18 protein-coding genes are annotated in these 22,183 nt (G+C 65.5%); 12 read left to right on the top strand and 6 right to left on the bottom strand.

Annotated features, from left to right (window positions below; all coding sequences use genetic code 11):
- The first annotated feature begins 50 nt into the window (after window positions 1-50).
- The 7 genes from NP825_RS11280 to NP825_RS11250 all read left to right on the top strand — a co-directional run bounded on the left by NP825_RS11280 (window position 51) and on the right by NP825_RS11250 (window position 9,237).
- A complete protein-coding gene (locus NP825_RS11280) occupies window positions 51-2,423 on the top strand; it encodes a response regulator (RefSeq protein ID WP_257551382.1) in 2,373 nt (790 codons plus the stop codon).
- The gene (locus NP825_RS11275) at window positions 2,416-2,769 is read left to right on the top strand and encodes a response regulator (RefSeq protein WP_257543419.1); all 354 of its coding nucleotides are present in this window, start codon (window positions 2,416-2,418) and stop codon (window positions 2,767-2,769) included. Before NP825_RS11280 ends, NP825_RS11275 begins: the two co-directional genes overlap by 8 nt.
- A gap of 211 nt (window positions 2,770-2,980) precedes the next feature.
- Window positions 2,981-4,054: a recombinase RecA gene (gene recA / locus NP825_RS11270; RefSeq protein ID WP_257543417.1), complete on the top strand. Its 1,074-nt coding sequence runs from the start codon at window positions 2,981-2,983 to the stop codon at window positions 4,052-4,054.
- A 626-nt stretch (window positions 4,055-4,680) separates the two neighbouring features.
- Window positions 4,681-5,307: a glutathione S-transferase family protein gene (locus NP825_RS11265; protein WP_257543415.1), complete on the top strand. Its 627-nt coding sequence runs from the start codon at window positions 4,681-4,683 to the stop codon at window positions 5,305-5,307.
- Window positions 5,297-5,890 (top strand): hypothetical protein, encoded by a 594-nt coding sequence (locus NP825_RS11260; protein WP_257543413.1) that lies wholly within the window; start codon window positions 5,297-5,299, stop codon window positions 5,888-5,890. The genes NP825_RS11265 and NP825_RS11260 overlap by 11 nt, the downstream gene beginning before the upstream one ends.
- A gap of 210 nt (window positions 5,891-6,100) precedes the next feature.
- Window positions 6,101-8,767 carry an alanine--tRNA ligase gene (gene alaS, locus NP825_RS11255; protein ID WP_257543411.1) on the top strand — a complete coding sequence of 889 codons (2,667 nt, stop codon included), beginning with the start codon at window positions 6,101-6,103 and terminating at the stop codon, window positions 8,765-8,767.
- On the top strand, window positions 8,764-9,237 hold the full coding sequence (locus NP825_RS11250; RefSeq protein ID WP_257543409.1) for an SRPBCC family protein: 474 nt from the start codon (window positions 8,764-8,766) through the stop codon (window positions 9,235-9,237). The genes alaS and NP825_RS11250 overlap by 4 nt, the downstream gene beginning before the upstream one ends.
- A 315-nt stretch (window positions 9,238-9,552) precedes the next feature.
- Here NP825_RS11250 and NP825_RS11245 read toward each other — a convergent pair whose 3' ends face one another.
- Window positions 9,553-9,966 carry a holin family protein gene (locus tag NP825_RS11245; protein WP_257543407.1) on the bottom strand — a complete coding sequence of 138 codons (414 nt, stop codon included), beginning with the start codon at window positions 9,964-9,966 and terminating at the stop codon, window positions 9,553-9,555.
- Between the two features lie 54 nt (window positions 9,967-10,020).
- The gene (locus NP825_RS11240) at window positions 10,021-10,596 is read right to left on the bottom strand and encodes a glycoside hydrolase family 108 protein (protein WP_257543405.1); all 576 of its coding nucleotides are present in this window, start codon (window positions 10,594-10,596) and stop codon (window positions 10,021-10,023) included.
- A gap of 72 nt (window positions 10,597-10,668) precedes the next feature.
- Between NP825_RS11240 and NP825_RS11235 the strand changes: the two genes are divergently transcribed.
- Together NP825_RS11235 and NP825_RS11230 are read left to right on the top strand one after the other, a co-directional pair.
- A complete protein-coding gene (locus NP825_RS11235; protein WP_257543403.1) occupies window positions 10,669-11,646 on the top strand; it encodes an NADPH:quinone oxidoreductase family protein in 978 nt (325 codons plus the stop codon).
- Between the two features lie 98 nt (window positions 11,647-11,744).
- Window positions 11,745-12,086, top strand: a complete 342-nt coding sequence (locus NP825_RS11230; protein WP_257543400.1) for an EF-hand domain-containing protein — start codon at window positions 11,745-11,747, stop codon at window positions 12,084-12,086.
- Between the two features lie 39 nt (window positions 12,087-12,125).
- Here the strand turns inward: NP825_RS11230 and NP825_RS11225 are convergent, their stop codons facing one another.
- On the bottom strand, window positions 12,126-12,869 hold the full coding sequence (locus tag NP825_RS11225) for a sulfite exporter TauE/SafE family protein (protein WP_257543398.1): 744 nt from the start codon (window positions 12,867-12,869) through the stop codon (window positions 12,126-12,128).
- 203 nt (window positions 12,870-13,072) lie between these two features.
- Here NP825_RS11225 and NP825_RS11220 point away from each other — a divergent pair, with 203 nt between their 5' ends.
- A complete protein-coding gene (locus NP825_RS11220) occupies window positions 13,073-14,455 on the top strand; it encodes an oxygenase MpaB family protein (RefSeq protein WP_257543395.1) in 1,383 nt (460 codons plus the stop codon).
- A gap of 13 nt (window positions 14,456-14,468) precedes the next feature.
- Here the strand turns inward: NP825_RS11220 and NP825_RS11215 are convergent, their stop codons facing one another.
- Window positions 14,469-15,443, bottom strand: coding sequence for a Coq4 family protein (locus tag NP825_RS11215; RefSeq protein ID WP_257543393.1), 975 nt, complete (start codon window positions 15,441-15,443; stop codon window positions 14,469-14,471).
- A gap of 100 nt (window positions 15,444-15,543) precedes the next feature.
- On the opposite strand from NP825_RS11215, the gene NP825_RS11210 reads away from it, so the two are divergent.
- Window positions 15,544-16,182, top strand: coding sequence for a TetR/AcrR family transcriptional regulator (locus NP825_RS11210; RefSeq protein WP_257543391.1), 639 nt, complete (start codon window positions 15,544-15,546; stop codon window positions 16,180-16,182).
- Window positions 16,183-16,233: 51 nt separating this feature from the next.
- Here the strand turns inward: NP825_RS11210 and NP825_RS11205 are convergent, their stop codons facing one another.
- Window positions 16,234-17,673, bottom strand: a complete 1,440-nt coding sequence (locus NP825_RS11205) for an MFS transporter (protein WP_257543389.1) — start codon at window positions 17,671-17,673, stop codon at window positions 16,234-16,236.
- Window positions 17,674-17,682: 9 nt separating this feature from the next.
- A complete protein-coding gene (locus tag NP825_RS11200) occupies window positions 17,683-20,178 on the bottom strand; it encodes a TonB-dependent receptor (RefSeq protein ID WP_257543387.1) in 2,496 nt (831 codons plus the stop codon).
- Window positions 20,179-20,689: 511 nt separating this feature from the next.
- Here NP825_RS11200 and NP825_RS11195 point away from each other — a divergent pair.
- Window positions 20,690-22,141, top strand: coding sequence for an alpha-L-fucosidase (locus NP825_RS11195; protein WP_257543386.1), 1,452 nt, complete (start codon window positions 20,690-20,692; stop codon window positions 22,139-22,141).
- Window positions 22,142-22,183: the final 42 nt, after the last annotated feature.

Genomic DNA, 22,183 nt, shown 5'->3' with positions numbered 1-22,183 from the left:
CCGCTGATGCTGATTTCAGTCGGGGGGCGGGCTCCGCGGGGCCGGTTCCGGTGCGCGCGGTGCTGTCACGCGTCGATGTCGCGCTGATCGGCGGCCTGGCCCTGCTGTCGGTCGCGCTGCTGTTCTGGGCGACGGGCAGCGGAGCGCTTGCCGCGGGCTTCCTCGCCGGGATCGCGCTCGCCGTCGGCGGCGTCCTTCTCGCGCGCCGGCTGTTTCCGGCCGCCGCCGTCGGCGAGGCGGCGCTGCCCGACTGGACGATGCTGCGCGCGGCGGTCAACCATGACGATGTCGCGATCGCGGTGACCGACCGCGCGGGCCGCCTTGTCTGCGCCAATGATCTGTTCGCGACGTGGATGGGCGGTTTCGTGACTCCGCCGGGGCTGCCGCTCGACGGTCGCGGTGCCGATTTGCTGAAGAACGCCGGGCGCGCCGCGTGGCGCGATGGCGAGGGACACGTCAGCGACATCGCGGTCGGGCCGCTGCAATTGCAGGCGCAGGTGACGCGCACGGGGCAGGCCGAGGATTATCTCGTCTGGCGTTTCGCCGCGCTCGAGCGGATTGATCTGGCGAACGAGGTGATGCGCCATCTCGACGGACCCGCCGGCCGCACCCTCGGGCACGCGGGGATCATGGCGGCGCTGGTCAGCCCCGAGGGGCGCTTGCGCACCGCCAACCAGGCCTTTCTGCTCCGCGCGTTCGACGAGGGCGGGCAAGCGCATTATGCCGGGCGCGACGTCGCCGCGCTGCTCCGGCTCGACGATGCGGGGACGCTCACTTTCGCGCGCGAAGGCGATCGCGCGACGCCGGTGCGGATGCTCCACATCCCGCTGACGCCGGCCGACGGCCATGGCCCGGTGCTGCTCGCGATGCTCGACGAGGAGATGGGTCCCGCCGATCGCGGCGCCGCGCAGACCTATGTCGAGACCTTGCTGTCGCTGCTGCCTTTCGGGCTGGCGCTGGTCGATCGTGACGGGCGCTTCCTTTACATGAATCGCGCCTTCGTCCGCGCCGCTGGGATCGGCGATGGGCGCCCGCCGCGCTATCCCGGCGATTTGGTGGTCGGAGAGGATAAGGGACCGCTTGCCGATATGATCCGGCGCCACAGCAGCGGCCAGCAAGTCGGCGGCGATTTGTCGATCCGGCTGATCGGGCAGGGCGACGATCCGGTGTCGATGCGCGTCGTCGGCGTCCGCGGGCTCGGCGAGGCGGCGGTGCTGCTCAGCCTCAAGGATTCGAGCGAGGAATCGCGCCTCAAGCGCCAGGTTGCGCAGGCGTCCAAGATGCAGGCGGTCGGCCAGCTCGCGGGCGGCGTTGCGCATGATTTCAACAATATCCTGACCGCGGTGCTCGGCGCCTGCGACCTGATGCTGATGCGCCACACGCCGGGCGACAGCGATTATGACGACATTCAGCAGATTCGCAGCAATGCCAATCGCGCCGCGAGCCTGACGCGGCAATTGCTCGCCTTCTCGCGCCAGCAGACTCTGCGTCCGCAGATATTGCAGCTTCCCGACGTGATTTCGGAAGTGTCGCACCTGCTCAAGCGGCTGATCGGTGACACCATCCAGCTTACGGTCCATCACGGCCGCGGGCTTGGCGCGGTGCGCGCCGACCCGGGGCAACTCGAACAGGTGATCATCAACCTCGCGGTCAATGCGCGCGACGCGATGGCGGGGGCGGGGACGCTGACGATCGAGACCTATCCGGTGTCGGCCGCCGACGTGCGCCAGATGGGCAATGAATTCATGCCCCCCGCCGACTATAGCGCGCTGAAGGTCAGTGATACCGGCAGCGGCATTCCCGCCGACGTGCTGCCGAAAATCTTCGAACCCTTCTTCACCACCAAGGATGTCGGCAAGGGAACCGGACTCGGCCTGTCGACCGTCTATGGCATCATCAAGCAGTCGGCGGGCTTCATCTTCGCCGACAGCCGGCCGGGTGAAACGAGCTTCACCATCTATCTCCCCGTCCACCGCGCCGATGCCGGGGCGCCCGCGGTGCCCGCGACGCCGACGAAGCCCAAGAAGAGCCAATGGGGCACCGGCACGATCCTGCTCGTCGAGGATGAGGATATGGTGCGCGCGGTCGCGGAACGCGCGCTGACCCGCGCGGGTTACAGCGTCGTCACCGCCGCGCAGGGCGAGGAAGGGCTGGAGCGGTTCGCCGGGATGGAAAAGATCGACCTGATCGTCAGCGATGTCGTGATGCCGACGATGGACGGCCCGGCAATGGTGCGCGCGATGCGCGCGAAGCGCCCGGCGCTGCCGGTGCTCTTCATGTCGGGTTATGCCGAAGAGCAACTCCGCCAGTCGATCGACATCGCCGACGTTGCCTTCCTGCCCAAGCCCTTTTCGGTCGCGCAACTCACCGAAGCGGTGTCGGCGGCGCTCGACGAGGCCGCGCATCGGGCGGACCATGGCTGACGCGCCGCGCATCCTGCTCGTCGAGGACGATGTGTTGATCGGCATGATGCTCGCCGATATGTTCGACGCGCTCGGTCTGCCCGAGCCCGCGCAGGCGACGACGAACGGCGAGGCACTGGCGGTGATCGCCGCCGAATCGCTCGCCGGCGCGTTGATCGACATCAACCTCGGCGACGAAAAGGGCTGGCCGATCGCCGACGCGCTCGCGGCGCGGGGCATTCCCTTTGCCTTCACCTCGGGTGGCGGCGACGTGATTCCGCCCGCGCACGCGCATCGGCGGCTGGTGACCAAGCCGTTCCGCCTCACCGATATCGAGGCGGCGATCGGCGAGTTCGGGGCGGGTTAGGAACCCTCGACGACGATTTCACACTTCGTCATTGCGAGCGAAGCGAAGCAATCCAGGGCGGTTTACGCCTGCTCTGGATTGCTTCGCTTCGCTCGCAATGACGATTTCAGGATATTGCATGTTCCCCTCTTGTTCCATGAGAACAAATGTGGCACATGAGGCAGGCGTTGCGATGCTTCCGCGGTCGCTCTAGAGCAGGAAAGGGACGGCAATGGCCGGACAATTGTCACTCGTCGAATCGGGGAAATCAGTGAACGGAACGGACAGGCAGAAGGCGCTCGACGCCGCGCTCGCGCAGATCGATCGCGCGTTCGGTAAGGGCTCGGTGATGAAGCTGGGCTCGAAGGAAGCGATGCAGGTGGAGGCGGTTTCGACCGGCTCGCTTGGGCTCGACATCGCCTTGGGAGTCGGCGGCCTGCCGCGCGGCCGCGTCATCGAAATCTATGGCCCTGAAAGCTCGGGCAAGACCACGCTCGCGCTGCACTGCATCGCCGAAGCGCAGAAGATGGGCGGCACCGCGGCCTTCGTCGACGCCGAACATGCGCTCGACCCCGTCTATGCGAAGAAGCTCGGCGTCGACATCGACGAACTGATCGTGTCGCAGCCCGACACCGGCGAGCAGGCGCTGGAGATCGTCGATACGCTGGTGCGCTCGAACGCGATCGACGTCCTCGTCGTCGACTCGGTCGCCGCGCTCGTCCCGCGCGCCGAGATCGAGGGCGAGATGGGCGACAGCCACGTCGGCCTCCAGGCGCGCCTGATGTCGCAGTCGCTCCGCAAGCTCACGGGATCGATCAGCCGCTCGCGCTGCATGGTGATCTTCATCAACCAGCTTCGCATGAAGATCGGCGTGATGTACGGCAATCCCGAGACGACGACCGGCGGCAACGCGCTCAAATTCTACGCCTCGGTTCGCCTCGACATTCGCCGCACCGGCCAGATCAAGAATGGCGACGAAATCGTCGGCAACACGACGCGCGTCAAGGTCGTCAAGAACAAGGTCGCTCCGCCGTTCAAACAGGTCGAATTCGACATCATGTACGGGCAGGGCATTTCCAAGATCGGCGAGATTCTCGACCTTGGCGTCAAGGCCGGGCTGGTCGAGAAATCGGGCGCCTGGTTCAGCTATGACTCGATCCGTATCGGCCAGGGTCGAGAGAATGCGAAGACCTTCCTGACCGAGAATCCCGAGCTGATGCAGCGCCTCGAAAGCGCGATCCGCACCCGCACCGACGCGGTGGCCGAGGAAATGATGACCGGCCCCGACGACGACGGCGACGATTGATCGATTCTGAACGCCATCCGGCCGGTTTCCTCTCCCACGGACCGGCCGGCCGACGGCGGCGGGCCCCGCAGCCTCCTTGCGGCTGCATCGCACCTGCACCTGTCCCTCTCGCAGGTCGGCCCGCCCGCCGTTGATTCCTCGCTGCCGGTTCCGCGGTATATGATGCGGCGGCGGCATTGGGGTGGGGAACTGCCCCTCCTCACCTTCGTCATTCCCGCGAAAGCGGGAACCCAGTGTGGGGTCAGCCGACACACGCCCTGGGTTCCCGCTTTCGCGGGAATGACGAAGATTGAGAGTTGCTGCGCGCGACTTTCAGACTCTCGTCATCCCGGACTTGATCCGGGATCCATCCTCTCGGCGCCGGATGAATGGATCCCGGATCAAGTCCGGGATGACGATGCAAGATAGGTCCGCTTCCGGTCGAAACCCGCCATTCCTCCAAAATCGGGCGAATGGCGCGAATAAGGGAGAAATCGTTCGGCATCTTGCATTCTGCGGGCGATAGCTTGTTTCTCGAATGCGTTGAAACCTGCCTACTCTCGCCATCTTTGCGTGAATTGTCTTCCTTTCTGCGCATGAGCGCTTCAAATCGTCATCCGACCCGATGCGAGCCGAAGGAAAGCGCAATGAGCCTGATCGTCCATCACCTGAACAACAGCCGATCGCAGCGCATATTGTGGCTGCTCGAGGAAATCGGCGCGCCCTATGAGATCAAATTCTACGACCGCGATCCGGAGACCAATCTCGCCCCGCCCGAACTGCTCGCTGTGCATCCGCTGGGCAAGTCGCCGGTGATCGAGGACGACGGCAAGGTGATTACCGAATCGGGCGCGATCGTCGAATATCTCTGCGAGCGCCATGGCGGCGGCGCTCTGGTTCCCGAACGCGGCACCGACGATCATATCCGCCACCTCGAATGGATGCATTTCGCCGAGGGGTCGGCGATGACGCCGATCCTGCTGCGCCTCTACACCGCGCGGCTCGGCGCGGCCGCGGCGCCGCTCGAAGCGCGCATCGCGCAGCAGCTCGATTCGCATTTCGCCTATATGGAAAACCGGGTGAGCGATGCGGGTCATTTCATCGGCTCCGGCCTGTCGGCGGCCGACGTGATGCTGAGCTTTCCGGCCGAGGTCGCGATCATGCAGGGCATGGCGCCGCGCTATCCAAAGCTCGCGAATTTCGTGAACGCCTGTCACGACCGGCCGGCATGGCGGCGCGCGCGCGACAAGGGCGGGGCCTATTATGGCTATTGAACGCCGGGGTCTTGTCGCTGCTGCTGCGGCGCTGCTGCTCGCGGGCACTTCGGCTGCGCTCGCCGCGCCGCCGACGCTGGGGCCCGAGGTCGAGCGCAATATCGTCGTTCCTGACGGCAGGGCCTTCGCGCCGACTGCGGCCGACGAGGAGGGCGCGATCGACCGCTTCGCCACTTATACCGCGGCGCTGGCGCGGCGCGACTATGCCGCCGCCTATGCGATGCTGCGCCTGTCGTTCCAGGCGTCGAACCCGCGGCTCGAATGGGAAATGAACATGCGCAAGCGCTCGGCGCTGTGGGCTGACGGCAAGCTCCGCATCCTGCGGCTGAGCTGGTATCCCGATCCCGCGGGCCAGCCGCCGGGGCTTTACGCGGCGTTCGATTTTCGCGGCGACCGTCAGGACGGCACGATGGATTGCGGCTATGTCGTCGTCCACCGCACCGATCCCGCGAGCCCCTTCACCGTCGTCCGCACCGACACCTCCGAAGTGCCGCCCGAACTGATCGAGGACGGGGTGCCCAAGGCCGACGTGCTGCACCAGCTTCCCTGCTATCTGGGCAAGGGGATCGCGACCTCTTTTTGAGCAACGGCCGACGGGTGTCATCCGCTTCCCCGAGCGAAGCCGAGGGGCTCTGCCGAGCGAAGTCGAGGCTGCGACGGTGCGGGTTCTCGCTTCGCTCGAACGCGCCCCTCGGCTTCGCTCGGGGAAACGGTGAGGGTTTCGGAAAATCCGATCACCGTCATCGCCACTAATCGACTTGTCGCACCGCGACAAAACCCCTAATTCGCGCGCATGACATCGACCAACGACATTCGCCGCTCTTTCCTCGACTATTTCGGGGAGGCGGGACATCATATCGAAGCTTCGGCGCCGCTGGTGCCGTACAATGATCCGACGCTGATGTTCGTCAACGCGGGCATGGTGCCGTTCAAGAATGTCTTCACGGGGCTGGAGAAGCGCCCCTACAGCACCGCGACCTCGTCGCAGAAATGCGTGCGCGCGGGCGGCAAGCACAACGACCTCGACAATGTCGGCTACACGGCGCGGCACCATACCTTCTTTGAAATGCTGGGGAATTTCTCCTTCGGCGATTATTTCAAGGAGCAGGCGATCACGCACGCCTGGACGCTGCTGACCAAGGATTGGGGGCTGCCGGCGGAGAAGCTGACCGCGACCGTCTATCATACCGACGACGAGGCGTTCGACCTGTGGCGCAAGATTTCGGGGCTGCCCGAGGAGCGCATCATCCGCATCCCGACCAGCGACAATTTCTGGTCGATGGGCGACACCGGGCCGTGCGGTCCGTGCAGCGAAATCTTCTATGACCACGGCGACCATATCTGGGGCGGCCCGCCGGGATCGCCGGAGGAAGACGGCGACCGCTTCGTCGAGATCTGGAATCTGGTGTTCATGCAATATGAGCAGCTTCCGGGCGGCGAACGGCTCGACCTGCCGCGGCCGAGCATCGACACCGGCATGGGGCTGGAACGCATCGCGGCGGTGATGCAGGGTGTTCACGACAATTACGACACCGATACCTTCAAGGCGCTGATTGCGGCGTCGGTCGACCTGACCGGGGTGCCCGCCGAGGGCGCGACGCAGGCGAGCCACCGCGTGATCGCCGACCATCTTCGCGCGTCGAGCTTCCTTGTCGCCGACGGGGTGCTGCCGTCGAACGAGGGGCGCGGCTATGTGCTGCGACGGATCATGCGCCGCGCGATGCGCCACGCGCACCTGCTCGGCGCCAAGGATCCGCTGATGCACCGGCTGCTGCCGTCGCTGACTGCCGAGATGGGCGTCGCCTATCCCGAGCTCATCCGCGCCCAGCCGCTGATTGCCGAGACGCTGGAGCGCGAGGAGACCAAATTCCGCCAGACGCTCGACAAAGGGCTGCGCCTGCTCGATGAGGCGACGGTGGGCATGGGCAAGGGCGACACGCTGCCCGGCGAAACGGCGTTCAAGCTCTACGACACCTACGGCTTTCCCTATGACTTGACCGAGGATGCGTTGCGCACGCAGGACATCGCGGTCGACCGCGCGGGCTTCGATGCGGCGATGGCGCAGCAGAAGGCGGCGGCGCGCGCGGCGTGGAAGGGCAGCGGCGACAAGGCGTCGGACGAAATCTGGTTCGACCTCGCCGAAGCGAACGGCAGCACCGAATTCACCGGCTATACCTCGACCGCGGGCGAGGCGACGGTGATCGGGCTGGTGCGTGACGGCAAGCCGGTCGACGCGGCGCAGGTCGGCGACGAGGTCGTCGTGCTCACCAACCAGACGCCTTTTTATGGCGAGAGCGGCGGCCAGATGGGCGACGCGGGGACGATCGCGACGCTGGAGGGCGCCAAGGCGAGCGTCAGCGACACCGGCAAGCCGCTCGGCCGCCTGCACACGCATCAGGCGAAGCTGGAAGCGGGGACGCTGAAGGTCGGCGACACGGTGCAGCTTACCGTCGACGCCGCGCGGCGCGACCGCATCCGCGCCAATCACAGCGCGACCCACCTGCTGCACGCGGCGCTGCGTAATCGGCTGGGCGGGCATGTGACACAGAAGGGCAGCCTGGTCGCCGAGGATCGCTTCCGCTTCGACTTCTCGCATCCGAAAGCGCTGACGCCCGAAGAAATCGCGACGATCGAGGCCGACGTCAACGCGCAGATCCGCGCCAACGAAGCGGTGACGACGCGGCTGATGACGCCCGAAGACGCGATCGCGGCGGGCGCGATGGCGCTGTTCGGCGAGAAATATGGCGACGAGGTGCGCGTGCTCAGCATGGGCAAGGCCGACGACCACAGCTATTCGGTCGAACTTTGCGGCGGGACGCACGTCCGCGCACTCGGCGACATCGCGCTGTTCAAGATCGTCGGCGAAAGCGCGGTCTCGTCGGGCGTTCGCCGCATCGAGGCGCTGACCGGTGAGGCGGCGCGGCAATGGTTGAATGCTCGCGACGAAGCGCTGAAAAGCGCGGCGGCGGCGCTCAAGACCTCGCCCGACGAGGTGCCGGCGCGCGTCGTGGCGCTCGCCGAGCAACTCAAGAAGGCCGAGCGTGAACTCGCGGATGCGAAGAAGGCGCTGGCGCTCGGGGGTGTAGGGGGCGGCGGCGGAGCGGCGAGCGGCGCGCCGGCGGTCAAGCAGGTCGGCGACACCGCCTTCCTCGCGCAGGTCGTCGACGGGCTCGACCCCAAGGAATTGCGCGGCACGGTCGACGGGCTCAAGAAGCAGGTCGGCAGCGGCGTCGCGATGCTCGTTGCGGTCAACGACGGGCGCGCGTCGGTCGCGGTCGGGGTGACCGACGACAAGACCGGCAGCCATAATGCCGTCGATCTCGTCAAGGCCGCGGTCGCCGCGCTCGGCGGGCAGGGCGGCGGCGGACGGCCCGACATGGCGCAGGGCGGCGGACCCGACGGCAAGGCCGCCGACGATGCGGTCGCGGCGGTGATCGCGGCGCTGGCAGCGACCATTTGAAACCGACGAAGAAGACGCGGCGCACCGATCACGCCGAACGACTGATCGCGGCGGCGCTGCCCGATGTGTTCGCGGCCTTCACCAGCGCCGCGAAATTGGCGCGCTGGCTGCCGCCCGAGGGTGCGACCGGGACGTTCGATCATTGCGACCTTCGCGCAGGGGGCGGGTTCCGGCTGCGGCTGACGTTCGACGATCCCGATATCGAGACCAAGAGCGACGACGACAGCGACATCGTCGAGGTGCATATCCCGACGCTCGACGACGGGCGGCTGATCGTGTGGGAAGTCGAGTTCGAGTCCGACGACCCGCGCTTTTCTGGGACGATGGCGATGCACTGGTATCTGTCGCGAAAGGGCGGCGGCACGCTGGTGACGATCGATGCGCATCAGGTGCCGCCTGGGATTTCGGCGAAGGATCATCAGGCGGGGCTGAATTCGTCGCTCGCCAATCTGGCGGCGGTGGTGGAATAGGATTCGCGCAGAGAGCGCGGAGGATCTGGTTCACGCGGAGACGCGGAGACGCGGAGGAAAAAGGAGATGGGCGGCTTTGCCGCCCTTTCTTTTTCTCTGCGATCTCTGCGTGAATATTTTCTTCTCCGCGTCTCCGCGTCTCCGCGTGAACATTCAAAGATCGTGTCCCCGCCCTTCGACGCCGCCTGCGGCGGTGCTCAGGATAAACTGCCCCTTCGGGGCAGGCGGGGACCCATCTCCTGTCGGTTCAAAATAGCGCCGTTCGGTGATGGGCACCCGCCTTCGCGGGTGCGCACGGCTATTTCGGTGGTGCTTTCAGCCGTTCACGCCCTTCGCCTGACCCCATGCCCGCGCGGCGGTGTAGCCGAGATAGCCGGTGCCGAAGAGTGCGTAGAGCGGTTCGGGGATGCCGGCGAGATAGGCGTTCATGCCCTCCGCGATGCTCTTTGCCATGTCGGGGCGCGCGGCCGCGATCAGGCCCATCGGGATCGCCCACAGCAGCAGCGCATACATGACATAGAGGAAGCTCGGCCGCGCGCGGCTGGTCCAGGGGTCGGCGCTGTTCGCCTCGGCGACGATCGCGGTCATTTGCGTCTTGATCGCTTCCATTTCCTGGCTGCCCTCGAGCTTCAAGAGTTCGAGCTTGGCGCGGTCGCGTGCTTCGGGGTCGGGGATGATCTTGTCAATCAGCTTGGCGATGGGGCCGATCAGGCCTTCGATGATGCTCATTCTGATGCTCCTGTGTTTTCAAAGTGCAGTAAAGTTCAGCCCAATGGCGCGCCTTCAGGTGCCGTCCGAACCGATGCGGTTGGCCAGCCAGCCGTAGAGGAAAGCCTCCTGGCTCGGGCGGCGCTCGGCAAGCGCGATGTAGCGTTCGCTCTGCAGCGCCTCCATCGCGCGCAGGAGGACGGTTTCGCCGCCCTTGCCGCGTGCCCGAAGGAAGCCGTCGAGCGCGGACAGCGTGCGCGGGCCGATCTCGCGGTCGACCGCGATGTCGGGATAGTCACGCGCGGCGCGGTTGAGCGCGTTGAGCGCGCGCTGAAGGAAACCCGCGGCGGTGCCGGTGCCCATGTTGACGCCGGTATCGAACAGTTCGGCAGCGATTTTCGGGGCGCGGAGCGCGACCTTGTCGAAACCGGAGCGCAGCCAGTAGATGCGGCGATAGATCGATGCCGCCTCGGCGCGCGACAGGTCGCGCATCGCGCCCGCATAGCCCTGCGACCGCGCGACCGCTTCGGTAATTCCCCAGCAGGTCGGGCCGCCGCGATCGGCGGGATGGTTTACATAGCGGCCTTCGCGGTCGATGACGGCATCGATCAGTGCGTCGGCGTCGCAGCTCGACGGGTCGGGTCGTGGCATGATTCGCTCCTTTGGGTTCGTTGGACAGGCATAGCGAACCATATGGGAACAATGTAGGAAAGGCTTTTCTCCATGCGGGCTTTGCAGGTGCGCGAACTTCTGCCCGGCCATGCGGGCGCCGCGCTCGCCGACCTGCCGGTTCCCGAGCCGGGGCCGGGCGAGGTGCGGGTGCGGGTGCGCGCGGCAGCGATCAATTTCCCCGACCTGCTGATGACGCGCGGCGACTATCAGTTGAAACCCGACCTGCCGTTCGTGTCGGGGCTGGAGTTCGCGGGCGAGGTCGATGCGGTGGGTGAGGGCGTGTCCGGCTGGCAAGCGGGCGACGCGGTCGTCGGCGGCAATCGCTTCGGCGCCATGGCCGAATATGCTGTCGTTCCGGCGGCAGCGCTGCGGCGTAAGCCCGAAGCGCTGGGTTGGGACGAAGCCGCCGCCTACCCGGTCGCTTATCTGACCGCTTATGTCGCGCTTGTCCGCTGTGCGCGGATCGAGCCGGGCGAAACCTTGCTCGTCCACGGTGCGGCGGGCGGCGTCGGGCTGGCGACGGTCGACCTCGCCAAAGCGCTCGGCGTACGGGTGATCGCGGCGGCGAGCAGCGCGGCCAAACGCGATGCGATCACGAGGTCCTACGCCCCCGATGCCATGATCGCGGCCGAGCCCGGTTTCCGCGAGGCGGTGAAGGCGCTGACCGGCGGCAAGGGGGCCGATGTCATCTTCGATCCGGTCGGCGGCGACGTCTTCGACGAATCGACGCGCTGCATCGCCTTCGGCGGGCGCCTGCTGGTGATCGGCTTTGCGTCGGGGCGCATCCCCGAGGTGTCGGTGAACATACCGCTGATCAAGGGCTTTTCGGTCGTCGGGGTGCGCGCTGGCGAATATGGCCGGCGCTTTCCCGAGCGCGGCGCGGAGAATGTCGCGGCGATCGACGCGCTCGCGGCCGCGGGACGGATTCGCCCGCACGTCCACGCCGCGCTCGACCTCGCCGACTGGCGCGAGGGCTTCGCGATGCTCGAACGGCGCGAGGTGGTGGGAAAGGTCGTGCTGCGGCCGTGACGGGCCGTTTCCGGCTGCCATAATTTTGCGACATTCGCGCCCCCATCTCCGCGCCGGGGTGCCCCGGCGGTTTCGCCGAACGAGATGAAGGATGGGAAATGAAGAGATTGATGATGATGGCTGTGATGGTCGGTGCGGCGCTGCCGGTCGCGGCCTCGGCGCAGCCGCCGCACGACGGCGGCCGCATGTTCGACATGATGGACGCCAATGGCGACGGCAAGCTCGACAAGGCCGAGATCACGAAAATGGCCCAGATGCGCGCCGAGCGGCAGGGCGATCCGTCATTGGCCTCGCCGGAACGGGTCGACGCTTTCTTCAAGCATCTCGACGCCAATGGCGACGGTTTCATCGACAAGAACGAAATGGAATCGATGCGCAAGGCGCGCGCTGCGCCGCCGCCGCAGGACGAGCCGGAGAATGCGCCCGACGACGCGAGCTGAACGCAGGCTCACCCCCCTCCCGCCGGCGGGAGGGGGCCATCAAGCCAGCGCGATCCGGATCGCCTGCAAGAGGAAAGTGGCGCCGATCAGCGTCAGCAGCCAGCGGCGGCTGGCGCGGAAATGCGCGTCGCTGATCCGGTCGAGCAGCACACCGCCGACCATGATCCCGGCCATCGAGCCAAGGATCGCGATGACGGTCGCCCCGAGCGGCATCGCCGTGCGCGCCGTGCTGCTCAGCAGGACGCCGCCATAGACGAAAATCTTCGACGCATGGCCCATCGCCTGCATCACCGCCTTGGTCGCGACGATCTGATGCCGGCCGAGCCGTGTGTTGATGAACAGCATGTCGGTGACCGGGCCTGAGACGCCCGCGACAAGGGCGATGCCCGTCGAAACGAAGCCGCCGCCGAGCGCGTGCCAGCGGTTCGCGGCATCGAGCGGCAACCAGCGTTCGGGCAGCCAGACGAGGATCGGCATCAGACCGAGGCCCAGGAAGACATAGAATTTCGACGGCGCGAACAGCATCGCCGAGAAAAAGCCGACCGCGGCCGCGGCGCCGAGCCCGAACCAGATCAGAACCGGCCAGACGATATGCGCGCGGTGCAGGAAGGCGCGCCAGCCGTTGGATGCGAACTGGATCGTGCCGTGGAGCGCCAGCGCCGTCGCGACCGGCAGCAGCCAGGCGAGCAGACCCATGAAAACGAGCCCGCCCGCCATGCCGAACAGGCCCGACAGGATCGAGGTCAGAAAGGCGGCGATCACGATCAGGATGCTGACCTGCATTGTCGCCCCTTAGCGTGACCAACGCGTTGGGGCCATCCGTCCGAACGGGCTGCGCTCCAAGCACGGATTATAGATGCGGGCGCCGATTTCCTCGCGCTTGCGATACGCGTCAGAGGCGGTGCGGATCGGGGCGAGCGGATTTGTCGGGTGGCGCGTCGGCACGGTTTCATGCGTGCCGCTTGAATTTGTATCAATTGATACATATGATCGTTGCCATCTCGTCGAAAGGGAGACGAACATTGATCACACGCGCGGGGCTCGACAATCTGTGGGCGAAGGTGGAATCGCAGCGGGAGCGGATTCCCGCCATGTATGGCGAGGTCGATTTTCGCGCCGTTCCCGAACGCTTCACGGCGACGCCCGGCGATCCGACCGCGCTGTCGGGCAAATATGATCGCGACCGCGATGCGCTGCTTGCCGACCCCGATCGGATCGAGTTCATCCGCGCCTATACGATGATCGGTGACCTGACCGCCGACGCCTATGCCGCGCTGATGCGCGAGCATGGTTTCCGCGCGCTCGTCGATATGCTGACGCGCGCTTGCGACGAAGGTGTCGAGAATGTGCCGGAGGCGCCACCCGAACTGGTTGCTTTCATCCGCGATATGGAACGGATTCCCGACTGGCTCGACATGAAGCTGGTCGAGGAGGGGGCGCGGATCGACCGCAACTCGGCGGCCAATTTCGGCCCGTTCATCATTCGCGGCGCCTTCATCGCGACCTTCATGAACAAATATGCCGCGCTGCCGATGGCGATCACCGGCACGCTGTCGCGCCAGACCGCGGCGCGCCGCGTCAAGGATACCGCAACCTTCTTCACCACCTCGCTGCTGCCGGGGGCGCTCGAACGGCACGGCCCCGGCTTCAAAGCCGCGGCTATGGTCCGGCTGATGCATTCGATGGTCCGCGCCAATGTCCTGCGGCGTCCGAAGGACTGGGACATGGACGTGTACGGCATTCCGATCCCGCAGGTCGACCAGATGCCCGCCGGACTGATCTCGGTCTTTTTGCTGTCATACAGGATGATAGAGGAAGGGCGTCACGAATTCACCCCGGCGGAGCGCGCTACGGTCGAACTGGCGCGCTATCGCTGCTTTCTGCTCGGTCTGCCCGAGGAATTGCTTGCCGACACGCCGCAGGGGATCGTCGATCTGATGAACGCACGAAGCGGCACGCTGCTGAGCGGATATGACGACGCCACCTGCGGCGAGTTGCTGCGCGCGACGATGGCGGCGGATCTTCGTCCCGACGATTCCCTCGGCGCGCGCATCCACGAGACATTCGAGCGCGCCTTTGCCAAGCTGTTCTTCGTCAAGAGCTTTATGGGCGGCGACAAGGCAAAGGCCGCATCGATCGGCGTCAAGCTGACCGCCGGCGATGTCGCACTGGCCGCCGCCGCCGGGCTGTTCATTTATGCCCGCATCCGGCTTTATGCGCTCGCGGCGCATATTCCCGGGCTGCGCGGGATCGCGGATCGCCGGTTGATCGCGAAGCTCAAGGCCCAGCTCACCAGCTATGGCCATGCCGACTTCACGACCGATGCTGCGCACTATCGCCCGTCGGCCACGCCGGTGCCCGCCGAGTGATCCGGGGCGCCGATCAAGGCGCCCCCTGTTCTTGCATCGTCGGAGTGAAGGCCTCCATCATTCGCACCGCCGCGCTGTCGAGCGGGCGGATGCCGAGGTCGGCGCGGACGCGCTCGATCGGATCGGCGATGCGATGGTGCCAGGGAACCGCGATCAATTCCCTGGTCGCGCGCCCGTGCCGCCAGCCGTCGAACGTCACGGACAGCAGCATGTCCAGCAGCGCGGGCATATCGACCGCCGCCTTGGTCGCCACCGTCGCGAGGAAGCGCGTCGAATAATTCTGCCCGAACTGCGCCATCTGAAAGCCCGAGATCGCCACTTCGCCTGCGGGGGTGAAGCCATATCCCCCGACCAGGTGCCAAACGTCGTGGAGCTGGAGAATGCGCCGGTTCGTGCGGTTCTGCGCCGGATAGTCGCCAGGCAGGACCACGGTGTCGGCGTCGATCACCTCGATATCGTAACCGTTGGCGGTCAGCATCGACAACAGGTCGTGCGCCAGGCTGTCGGCCGCGTGTCGTTCCAGATCGGCGGTGGTCAGCCGCACCTCGGGCTGCGCGATCAGTTCGTGCACGCCATCGAATTCGAGCAGCGCCGCCTCGCAAGCGTCGATCATCCGCCGGTCATAATGATTGCCGAGCGCGACGACCGCGAGTGTCAGGTCGAGCTCGCTATCTCCAGGCGACGGCGGCCGGGCGATGATGTCCCAGAAGCCGTCCCACAAGGCGCGCGGGAGGGCGACGCGCGGCTTGCCGTCGGTCGTCCAGGGCAGCGCGTCCGCGATCCGTGCGGCGCGTTCGGCGGGATCGCTGCTCGCGCCGGTGGCATCCGAAATCGCGTCGAAGATCGGCACCTGGGCGACAGGATCGACGAAAGCGGCCGTCGTCATCAGCGCGGCGAGGCCCAGTGCCGGCTCGTCCGCCAACGGCGGTCGGGCCGTTTCGACCCATTGTTCGAATTCCTTGCGCAACGACATATCGATCATGGTCATCAATCTCCCGATTTCTGCTCGGTTCGGAGATTATCCTATAAGAATATAATGATCAACTTATATAGCTAGCACTTCGTGCGACAATGGCTATAAGCGGCGCATGGACGAACCAACCAAAGTCAGTTTCCCGCGGCGGACTGCGGCAAAAGCGCGGACGCGCCAGCGTATAGAGGAAGCGGCGCGGCGCCTATTCGTCACGCTGGGCTATGCCGACGCGACGATGGCGGCGATCGCAGAGGCCGCGGACATTCATATCACGACGCTGTTCACGCATTTCGCATCGAAGCGCGATCTTGCGGCAGCGATCGCCGCCACGGCGGGCACGCGGTTCGAGGCCGTGGTCGCGACGCAACGCGCGCAGGGCGTGCCGGTTCTGACGTTCTGGCGCAATCAGGTGGTGCGGCTCGCGCATGCGTATGAGCGTGACGGCGATGGCCAGATCAACCTTGGCCGCGCGCTGGCCGGGGAGCCCGAACTGCTCCCCGTGTGGTATGGGCATCAGCGGCTCCAGATCGAACTGATGACCGATTATATCGCCGACGAACTGGGGGTCGATCCCGCAAAGGACCGCCGCCCGCAGATGGCGGCCGCGATGCTCGTCGCGGGTGGACGGATGGCGTTCGACAGCTGGATCGAAAGCGGCCGGGCCGGCGATCTGGTTGCCGAGAACGAACGGCTGCTCGACGCCGCCGAAGCGGTGCTGGCCGGCGGCCTGCCACTGGCGCGTCCCGGCGCCTAGGGACAGATCAACTGCGCGGAATTGCGGCACCGCCGGCCGCGACCTGCTCGATCATTCGGCCGGGGCGGCGCCCAGCCGCCGGATATTCTCCTGATGGCTGGATCGGCTGATCGGATAATAGGCGAGACAGATGATCGCGATCGCGGTCGCAACCGTCAGCGCCGCGATATAGATGGTCGCCAGCCCGTGCAGGGCGCCCGCGCCGACCCGGCCGGGCTGCGCATTGTCGGGGAAGCCGACGAAGGACAGCAGCAGCCCCGCCAGCATGATCCCCATGCCCGATATGGCCTTGTTGACCATGGTCGCGGCCGAAAACAGCAGGCCTTCGGAGCGGCGGCCGGTTTCGAGCTGGATCTGGTCGGTCACGTCGGCAACCATCGACACCGCCAATATGCCGCCGGCGATGGTCGTCATCATGTTGAAGGCGAATTGCCCCATCAGCAGCCACAGCAGCAGCGGGTCGCCATTGGCGGGAAACAGGCCGGCAAGGCGTAACGCCAGGGGAAGTATGCTGGAGACCAGCGACAGGCTGAACATCAGCATCGCCGCGGGCTTCTTGCCGAACCGCGCCGACAACGGCAGGACGACGACGAAGGCGAGCAGGATGCCGACGATCGCAGTGGAGGCGACCGTCGCGATCTGGCTGGCGCTGAGTTCCCAGAAATAGGTCGAGAAATAGACGCCGAGCGACAGGCTGAGTCCCGATGCCACGGCAAAGAAGAGGCTGGCGAGCAGGATCGAGATATAGGCGGGGTGAACCAGCACGCCGAGCATCTCGCGCAGCATCCGTCCGATCGGGACCTTGACGACCGGCGGCGGCGGCGGGCGTTTCAGCACCTCCTTCTGCGTTCCCAGCGACGAGATCAGGACCGACAGCATCATGATCGCCGCCGCCACCCAGGCATAGGTGACATAGCCGCTCGCGTTGAGATGGCCGACCGGTTGGGCTGGTGTCGGCCGCAGGAAATAGCCGAACGTGACCACCGTCATCGCGATTCCGCCGCATACGCCGAAAAAATAGCGCGCCGCGACCAGCTTGGTGCGTTCGTCATAGTCGCTGGTGAATTCGGCGAGCAGCGCCGTCGAGGGTATTTCGTAGAGGCTGATCGAGAAACGCACGAGGATTGCGGTGGCGACGAGCCAGGCGAACTGCGCGCCATGCGCCATCTCCGGCGGCGTCCAGAGCAACAGGTAGAAAAGCGCAACGGGCAGGGCAGCGGCATACATGAAGGGATGCCGCCGCCCCCAGCGCGTGCGGACATTGTCCGAATATTGTCCGAGCAGCGGATCGAACAGCGCGTCGGCGACCATCGCTATCATGATCGCCGACCCCACCCAGGCCGCCGGGAGCCCGACGACCTGGTTGTAGAACAGCATCAGGAGTGCGTTGAAGCCGTGATCCTTGATGCCAAAGGCGATGGTGCCCGAACCATAAAGCAGCCGCGTCCTGAACGGCAGGACGTCGGCCGGACGCGGTTCGCTCTTGCTCACGCGCGCGGCCTACCGGAACCGGAATTCGAGCTGGAGGCCATAGGTTCGCGGCGGCGTCAGCGAATAGGACTGCGCAACTTCCAGCGTCGGCGACGATGCGAGCAGATTGCCCTGCGCGCTGTCAAATCCTTTGCTGTCGAACAGATTCTTGACGAAGGCGATGACGCGATAGCGGTCGTCCCTGCCGGTCCAGATCGCACGCAGATCGACCTGATCCCACGACGGCATCCGGTTGTAGGGGCGATTGAAGATGTTGCTGTAAGCCGAACTTCGCAGCACATAATTGCCCGACAGCGACAAGGTCCCCGGTTCGAAGTCGATGCTGTACATCGCGTTGAGCGCCAGCTTGTGGCGCGGCGTGTCGGACAGCCGGGCGCCGGCAACGCTTTGCGGTTGCTGGCCGTCCACCGCCGGGCCCGACGGCTGCGCGCCCGGCTGCACCGCCAGCGGATCCTGTCCGTCGACGAAGCAGCATCCGCTGTCGATCCGCGAATGGCCATAACCATAGTTGAACGACAGTTGCAGCGCGTCGGCGGGTTGCCAGGCGAGCTCGAACTCGGCGCCATAGCTTTGCGAGCTCTTGAGGTTGAAGAATTGGGTGAGCTGCGCGCCGCCCGGCTGCGATACCGTCAACGGTACCTGAAGTCCTTGATAATCATAATAGAAGCCGGCGAGATTGATGCGCAGCCGCCTGCCGATCGAATATTTGTAGCCCGCCTCGAAGGCGTCGATATGCTCGGCGCCGGTCTGCGGCAGCACCGAAATGCCGCCGGCATTGAAGCCGCCCGACTTGTAGCCACGGCTATAGCGGAGGAAAGCAAGCTGATCGTCGCTGGGTTGCCATTCGACCGCTACGGTGCCGGTCAGTGCATTCCAGCTATTGGCCAGTCCGCGCCGGGCAATGCCGGTCGCGGGATCGATCGTCACCGCCGACGCGACGCCCGGCGCATCGAGCGTCGAAATCTGGGATGCGGTGATATCGAGGGCGGGTGTCGCCGAGCCATAAAGGTCGGGTGAGAAACCGCCGCAGCCGAAGCAGAGGATGCGGAAATATTCGGCGCCGCTCTTTCGGTCATGCGTGTAGCGCAAGCCGGCCGTGAAGCGCAGCGAGTCGGTGAGGCGATAGTCGATCTGGCCAAAGACTGCCGACGACTTGGTGGTCAGCGTCGAGGCGGCATAGACGAAATCGCCCAGCGGGTTGGCGGGGCCGTTGGCCGGCGCACGGAGCTGCGGCTGGTTGGGCGCGTTGAAATGCGATTCCTGCGCCAGCGTTTCCTGATAATAATAGACGCCCGCGACCCATTGCAGCGGCCCGTCGGTATTCGACGTCAGGTTGAGCTCGCCGCTGCCGAAGCTCTTCTTGTTATACAGGTTGAGCTGCGTCGACGGAAAAGCGGTGAGCGGTCCGCAGCCGGGAATGAAGGTGCAGATCCCGCCGCCGGGCGCGAGCGGGAAGGGATAGGAAATTACGCTCGTCCCATCGAGTTCGTAGCTATTGTCGAGGCGATACTTCTGAAAGCCGCCGAGCAGGCGGACATCGAAGGTCGGCAGCGACCATTTGATGTCGCCGGTCGCCCCGAAGTTGCCGCGCAGGCGTTCGGTCTGCGTCGTGTCGGCGCTGAAATGCCGAATGTCGGTCGCGCCGGGCGGCACCGGATTCGGGTCGAGCGCGACGACTCCGGGGATCAGATAGCCGAAGGCCGCGCCCGGCGTGATCGCTCCCGTCGAATAGGGAGAAAAGTCATACGCGCCCACGCGGTTGAGCGGGTGCGGATTGAGATCGCTGCGGCCTGAAAAGATTTTGGCCCAGGCCGTCACATCGGGTCCGAGATCGGCCTCGAGCTGCAGCTCGATATAGCGGCGCTCGCCGCGGCCGCCCTCGCTGACCCCGCCAGCCTCATTCTTGAAATAGCCGCGCTCCTGTTTGTAATATCCGCCCGCCAGCCGAGTGCGCAGTCCCTTGGTCAGCGAGCCCGAGGCCGACGCTTCGATCGTGTAGAGGCCATAATTGCCCACCGCGCCGCGCAGGTCGGCGCTGAAGTCCTCGGTCGGTCTTTTGGAAATCGCATTGATGGCGCCGCCGATCGAATTGCGGCCATAGAGCGTGCCCTGCGGGCCGCGCAGCACCTCGATGCGGTCGATGAAGAAATCCGACGCCGCGATCGACGTGGTCGAGGCATCATAGATGCCGTCGGTATAGGTCGAAACGCCCGGATCGCTGCCGTTGGTGTTGGTCTGGCGCCCGATACCGCGAATGAACACGCGGTCATTGCCCGCCGAATAGCTCAATCCGGGGGTGAAGTTGGCGAAATCCTGAAGCGTGTTGATGCCGGCGAGCTGGCGGGCATCGGAGGTATAGGCCGATATGGCCAGCGGCACTTCCTGCAGGTTGGCGGTCCGTTTTTCCGCCGTCACCACGATTTCGGTCAGGCCCGAGCCTTCCGCTGCCGCCGGAGACTGATCCCCGGCGGCGGCCTGCGTCTGAGCCGCAGCCGGCATCGCCATGAATGCGACGCTCGCAAACATCCAAGATATATTTCGCATACCACGCCTCTCCCGCCGCCAGCGATCCTGCTGGTCGATTATTGGCGCGATGGGCCCGCTGGTGCGGATCCCACGCTATGTGCGGTGAAATGCCGTTGCGACATCCCCCGGGCATCATCGTTAGAGGTGTTTTATATATTAGTCTATAATCATATATCGAACATGCGGGATTTGCGGCGAGGGGCGGCGGTGCTGGCCTGTCCGCACGATTTTCAGCGCCCAGCGTGATTCGCTTATCCATATGGAAAATAGAGAATTATTTTCTCCTGCGATTTCGGCTGCCGCCGATATTGTCATTGCATAATATATTTTTCTATCACTATAGAATAATCATGATCGACGCGCCGCCGTGCGTCACGGAAGTCGTCGCCACGAAGAGGGCGGGCCTGGGGAGACATGGGATGGCAGGATATTCACGCGCCACGGATCGATTGACGGGATCGATGGGCGGCATCGGTGGAGGGCGCGGCTGATGGCCTCCAACGCCCAGGCGCTCGCCGAACTCAACGCGCGCGGCGTTCCCGACTGGTATCAGGACGCGAAGTTCGGGATTTTCATCCACTGGGGCGCCTTTGCCATCCCGGGCTTCGCCCCGCGCCTCGGCTCGATCGGCGAGGCCTTCGCCAAGGATTATGACCGGGCGGTTACGATGGTTCCCTATACCGAATGGTATTGCAATGCGATCAAGGTGCCCGGAACCCCCTCGGCCGAATTCCACCGGGCGCATTATGGCGATGCGCCCTATGAGGATTTCAAGCAGCCGTTCGAGGCGGGACTCGATCACTGGGATCCTTCGGCCTGGGCGGAGGCATTTCGCGATGCCGGTGCGCGCTATGTCGTGCTCGTCACCAAGCATCACGACGGGCTTTGCCTGTGGCCCAGCGGGGTCGCGAACCCGCATCAGGCGGGATGGACGACCAGGCGCGACATCGTCGGGGAACTTGCAGCAGCGGTGCGGGCTGCGGGGTTGCGGTTCGGGGTCTATTATTCGGGCGGGATCGACTGGACCTTCAACCGGCGCCCGCTGCGAACTCTCGGGGACTTCCTCTCTTCGACGCCCGGCGGCGATTATCCCGCTTATGCGATGGCGCAGGTGCGCGAACTGATCGACCGCTACGAACCATCGGTGCTGTGGAACGACATCAGCTGGCCGACGCGGCCGGGGCCGCTATACCGGCTTTTCGCCGACTATTATCGGGCCGTGCCCGACGGCGTCGTCAACGACCGCTGGGTGGCGGCGAGCCTCCAGCGCGATCTGCTCAAAATCCCGCTTGTGCGGCGATATGTCGATCGCAAGATCAGGGCCGCGGTTGCCAGGCAGGGCGCCGATGCGTCGAAGGGGATCATCCCGCCGGAAATTCCGCACAGCGACTTCCGGACTCCCGAATATGCGGCCTTCGCCGAGACCCAGGCGAAGAAATGGGAAGCGACCCGCGGGATGAGTCACAGCTTCGGTTTCAACCGCAACGACGATGAAAGCGATTACGCCAGCGCCGAAACCTTGATCCATGATTTCATCGATGCCGTGTCGCGCAACGGCAATCTGCTGCTCAACGTCGGGCCGCGCGCGACCGACGCCGCTATCCCCGACGAGCAGCTTCGCCGCCTGAAACGCTTCGGCGCCTGGCTTCGCGCAAATGGCGATGCCGTCTATGGCACGCGGCCGTGGACACGATCGGATGGCGAGACCGAATGCGGGCTGGCCGTACGCTTTACCGCCGGACCGGGGCGCGTGAACCTGATCGTCAAGGGGGCGGTGGCGCACACGCGGCTGGTGGTCAGGAATCTGGCCCTCTCGGGCGAGGGCGTCCGTCTCGGCGATGGCAGCCCGGTCAAGCTCGAGGCACGCGGTGCCGATCTGCAACTGACCTTCGCGTCTCCCTGCTTCGACGCGGTTGGCACGGCTGTCGCCGTTGCGGTTTAGAGTTGATGCTTGTCGCCACGGCGTAGAAGCGCCCGAGATGTC

The sequence above is a fragment of the Sphingopyxis sp. DBS4 genome, from assembly GCF_024628865.1.
In the GTDB taxonomy this organism is placed as follows: domain Bacteria; phylum Pseudomonadota; class Alphaproteobacteria; order Sphingomonadales; family Sphingomonadaceae; genus Sphingopyxis.
The sequence above is the reverse complement of the archived record's forward strand: the minus strand, read 5'-3'. Positions and strand labels throughout refer to the sequence as shown.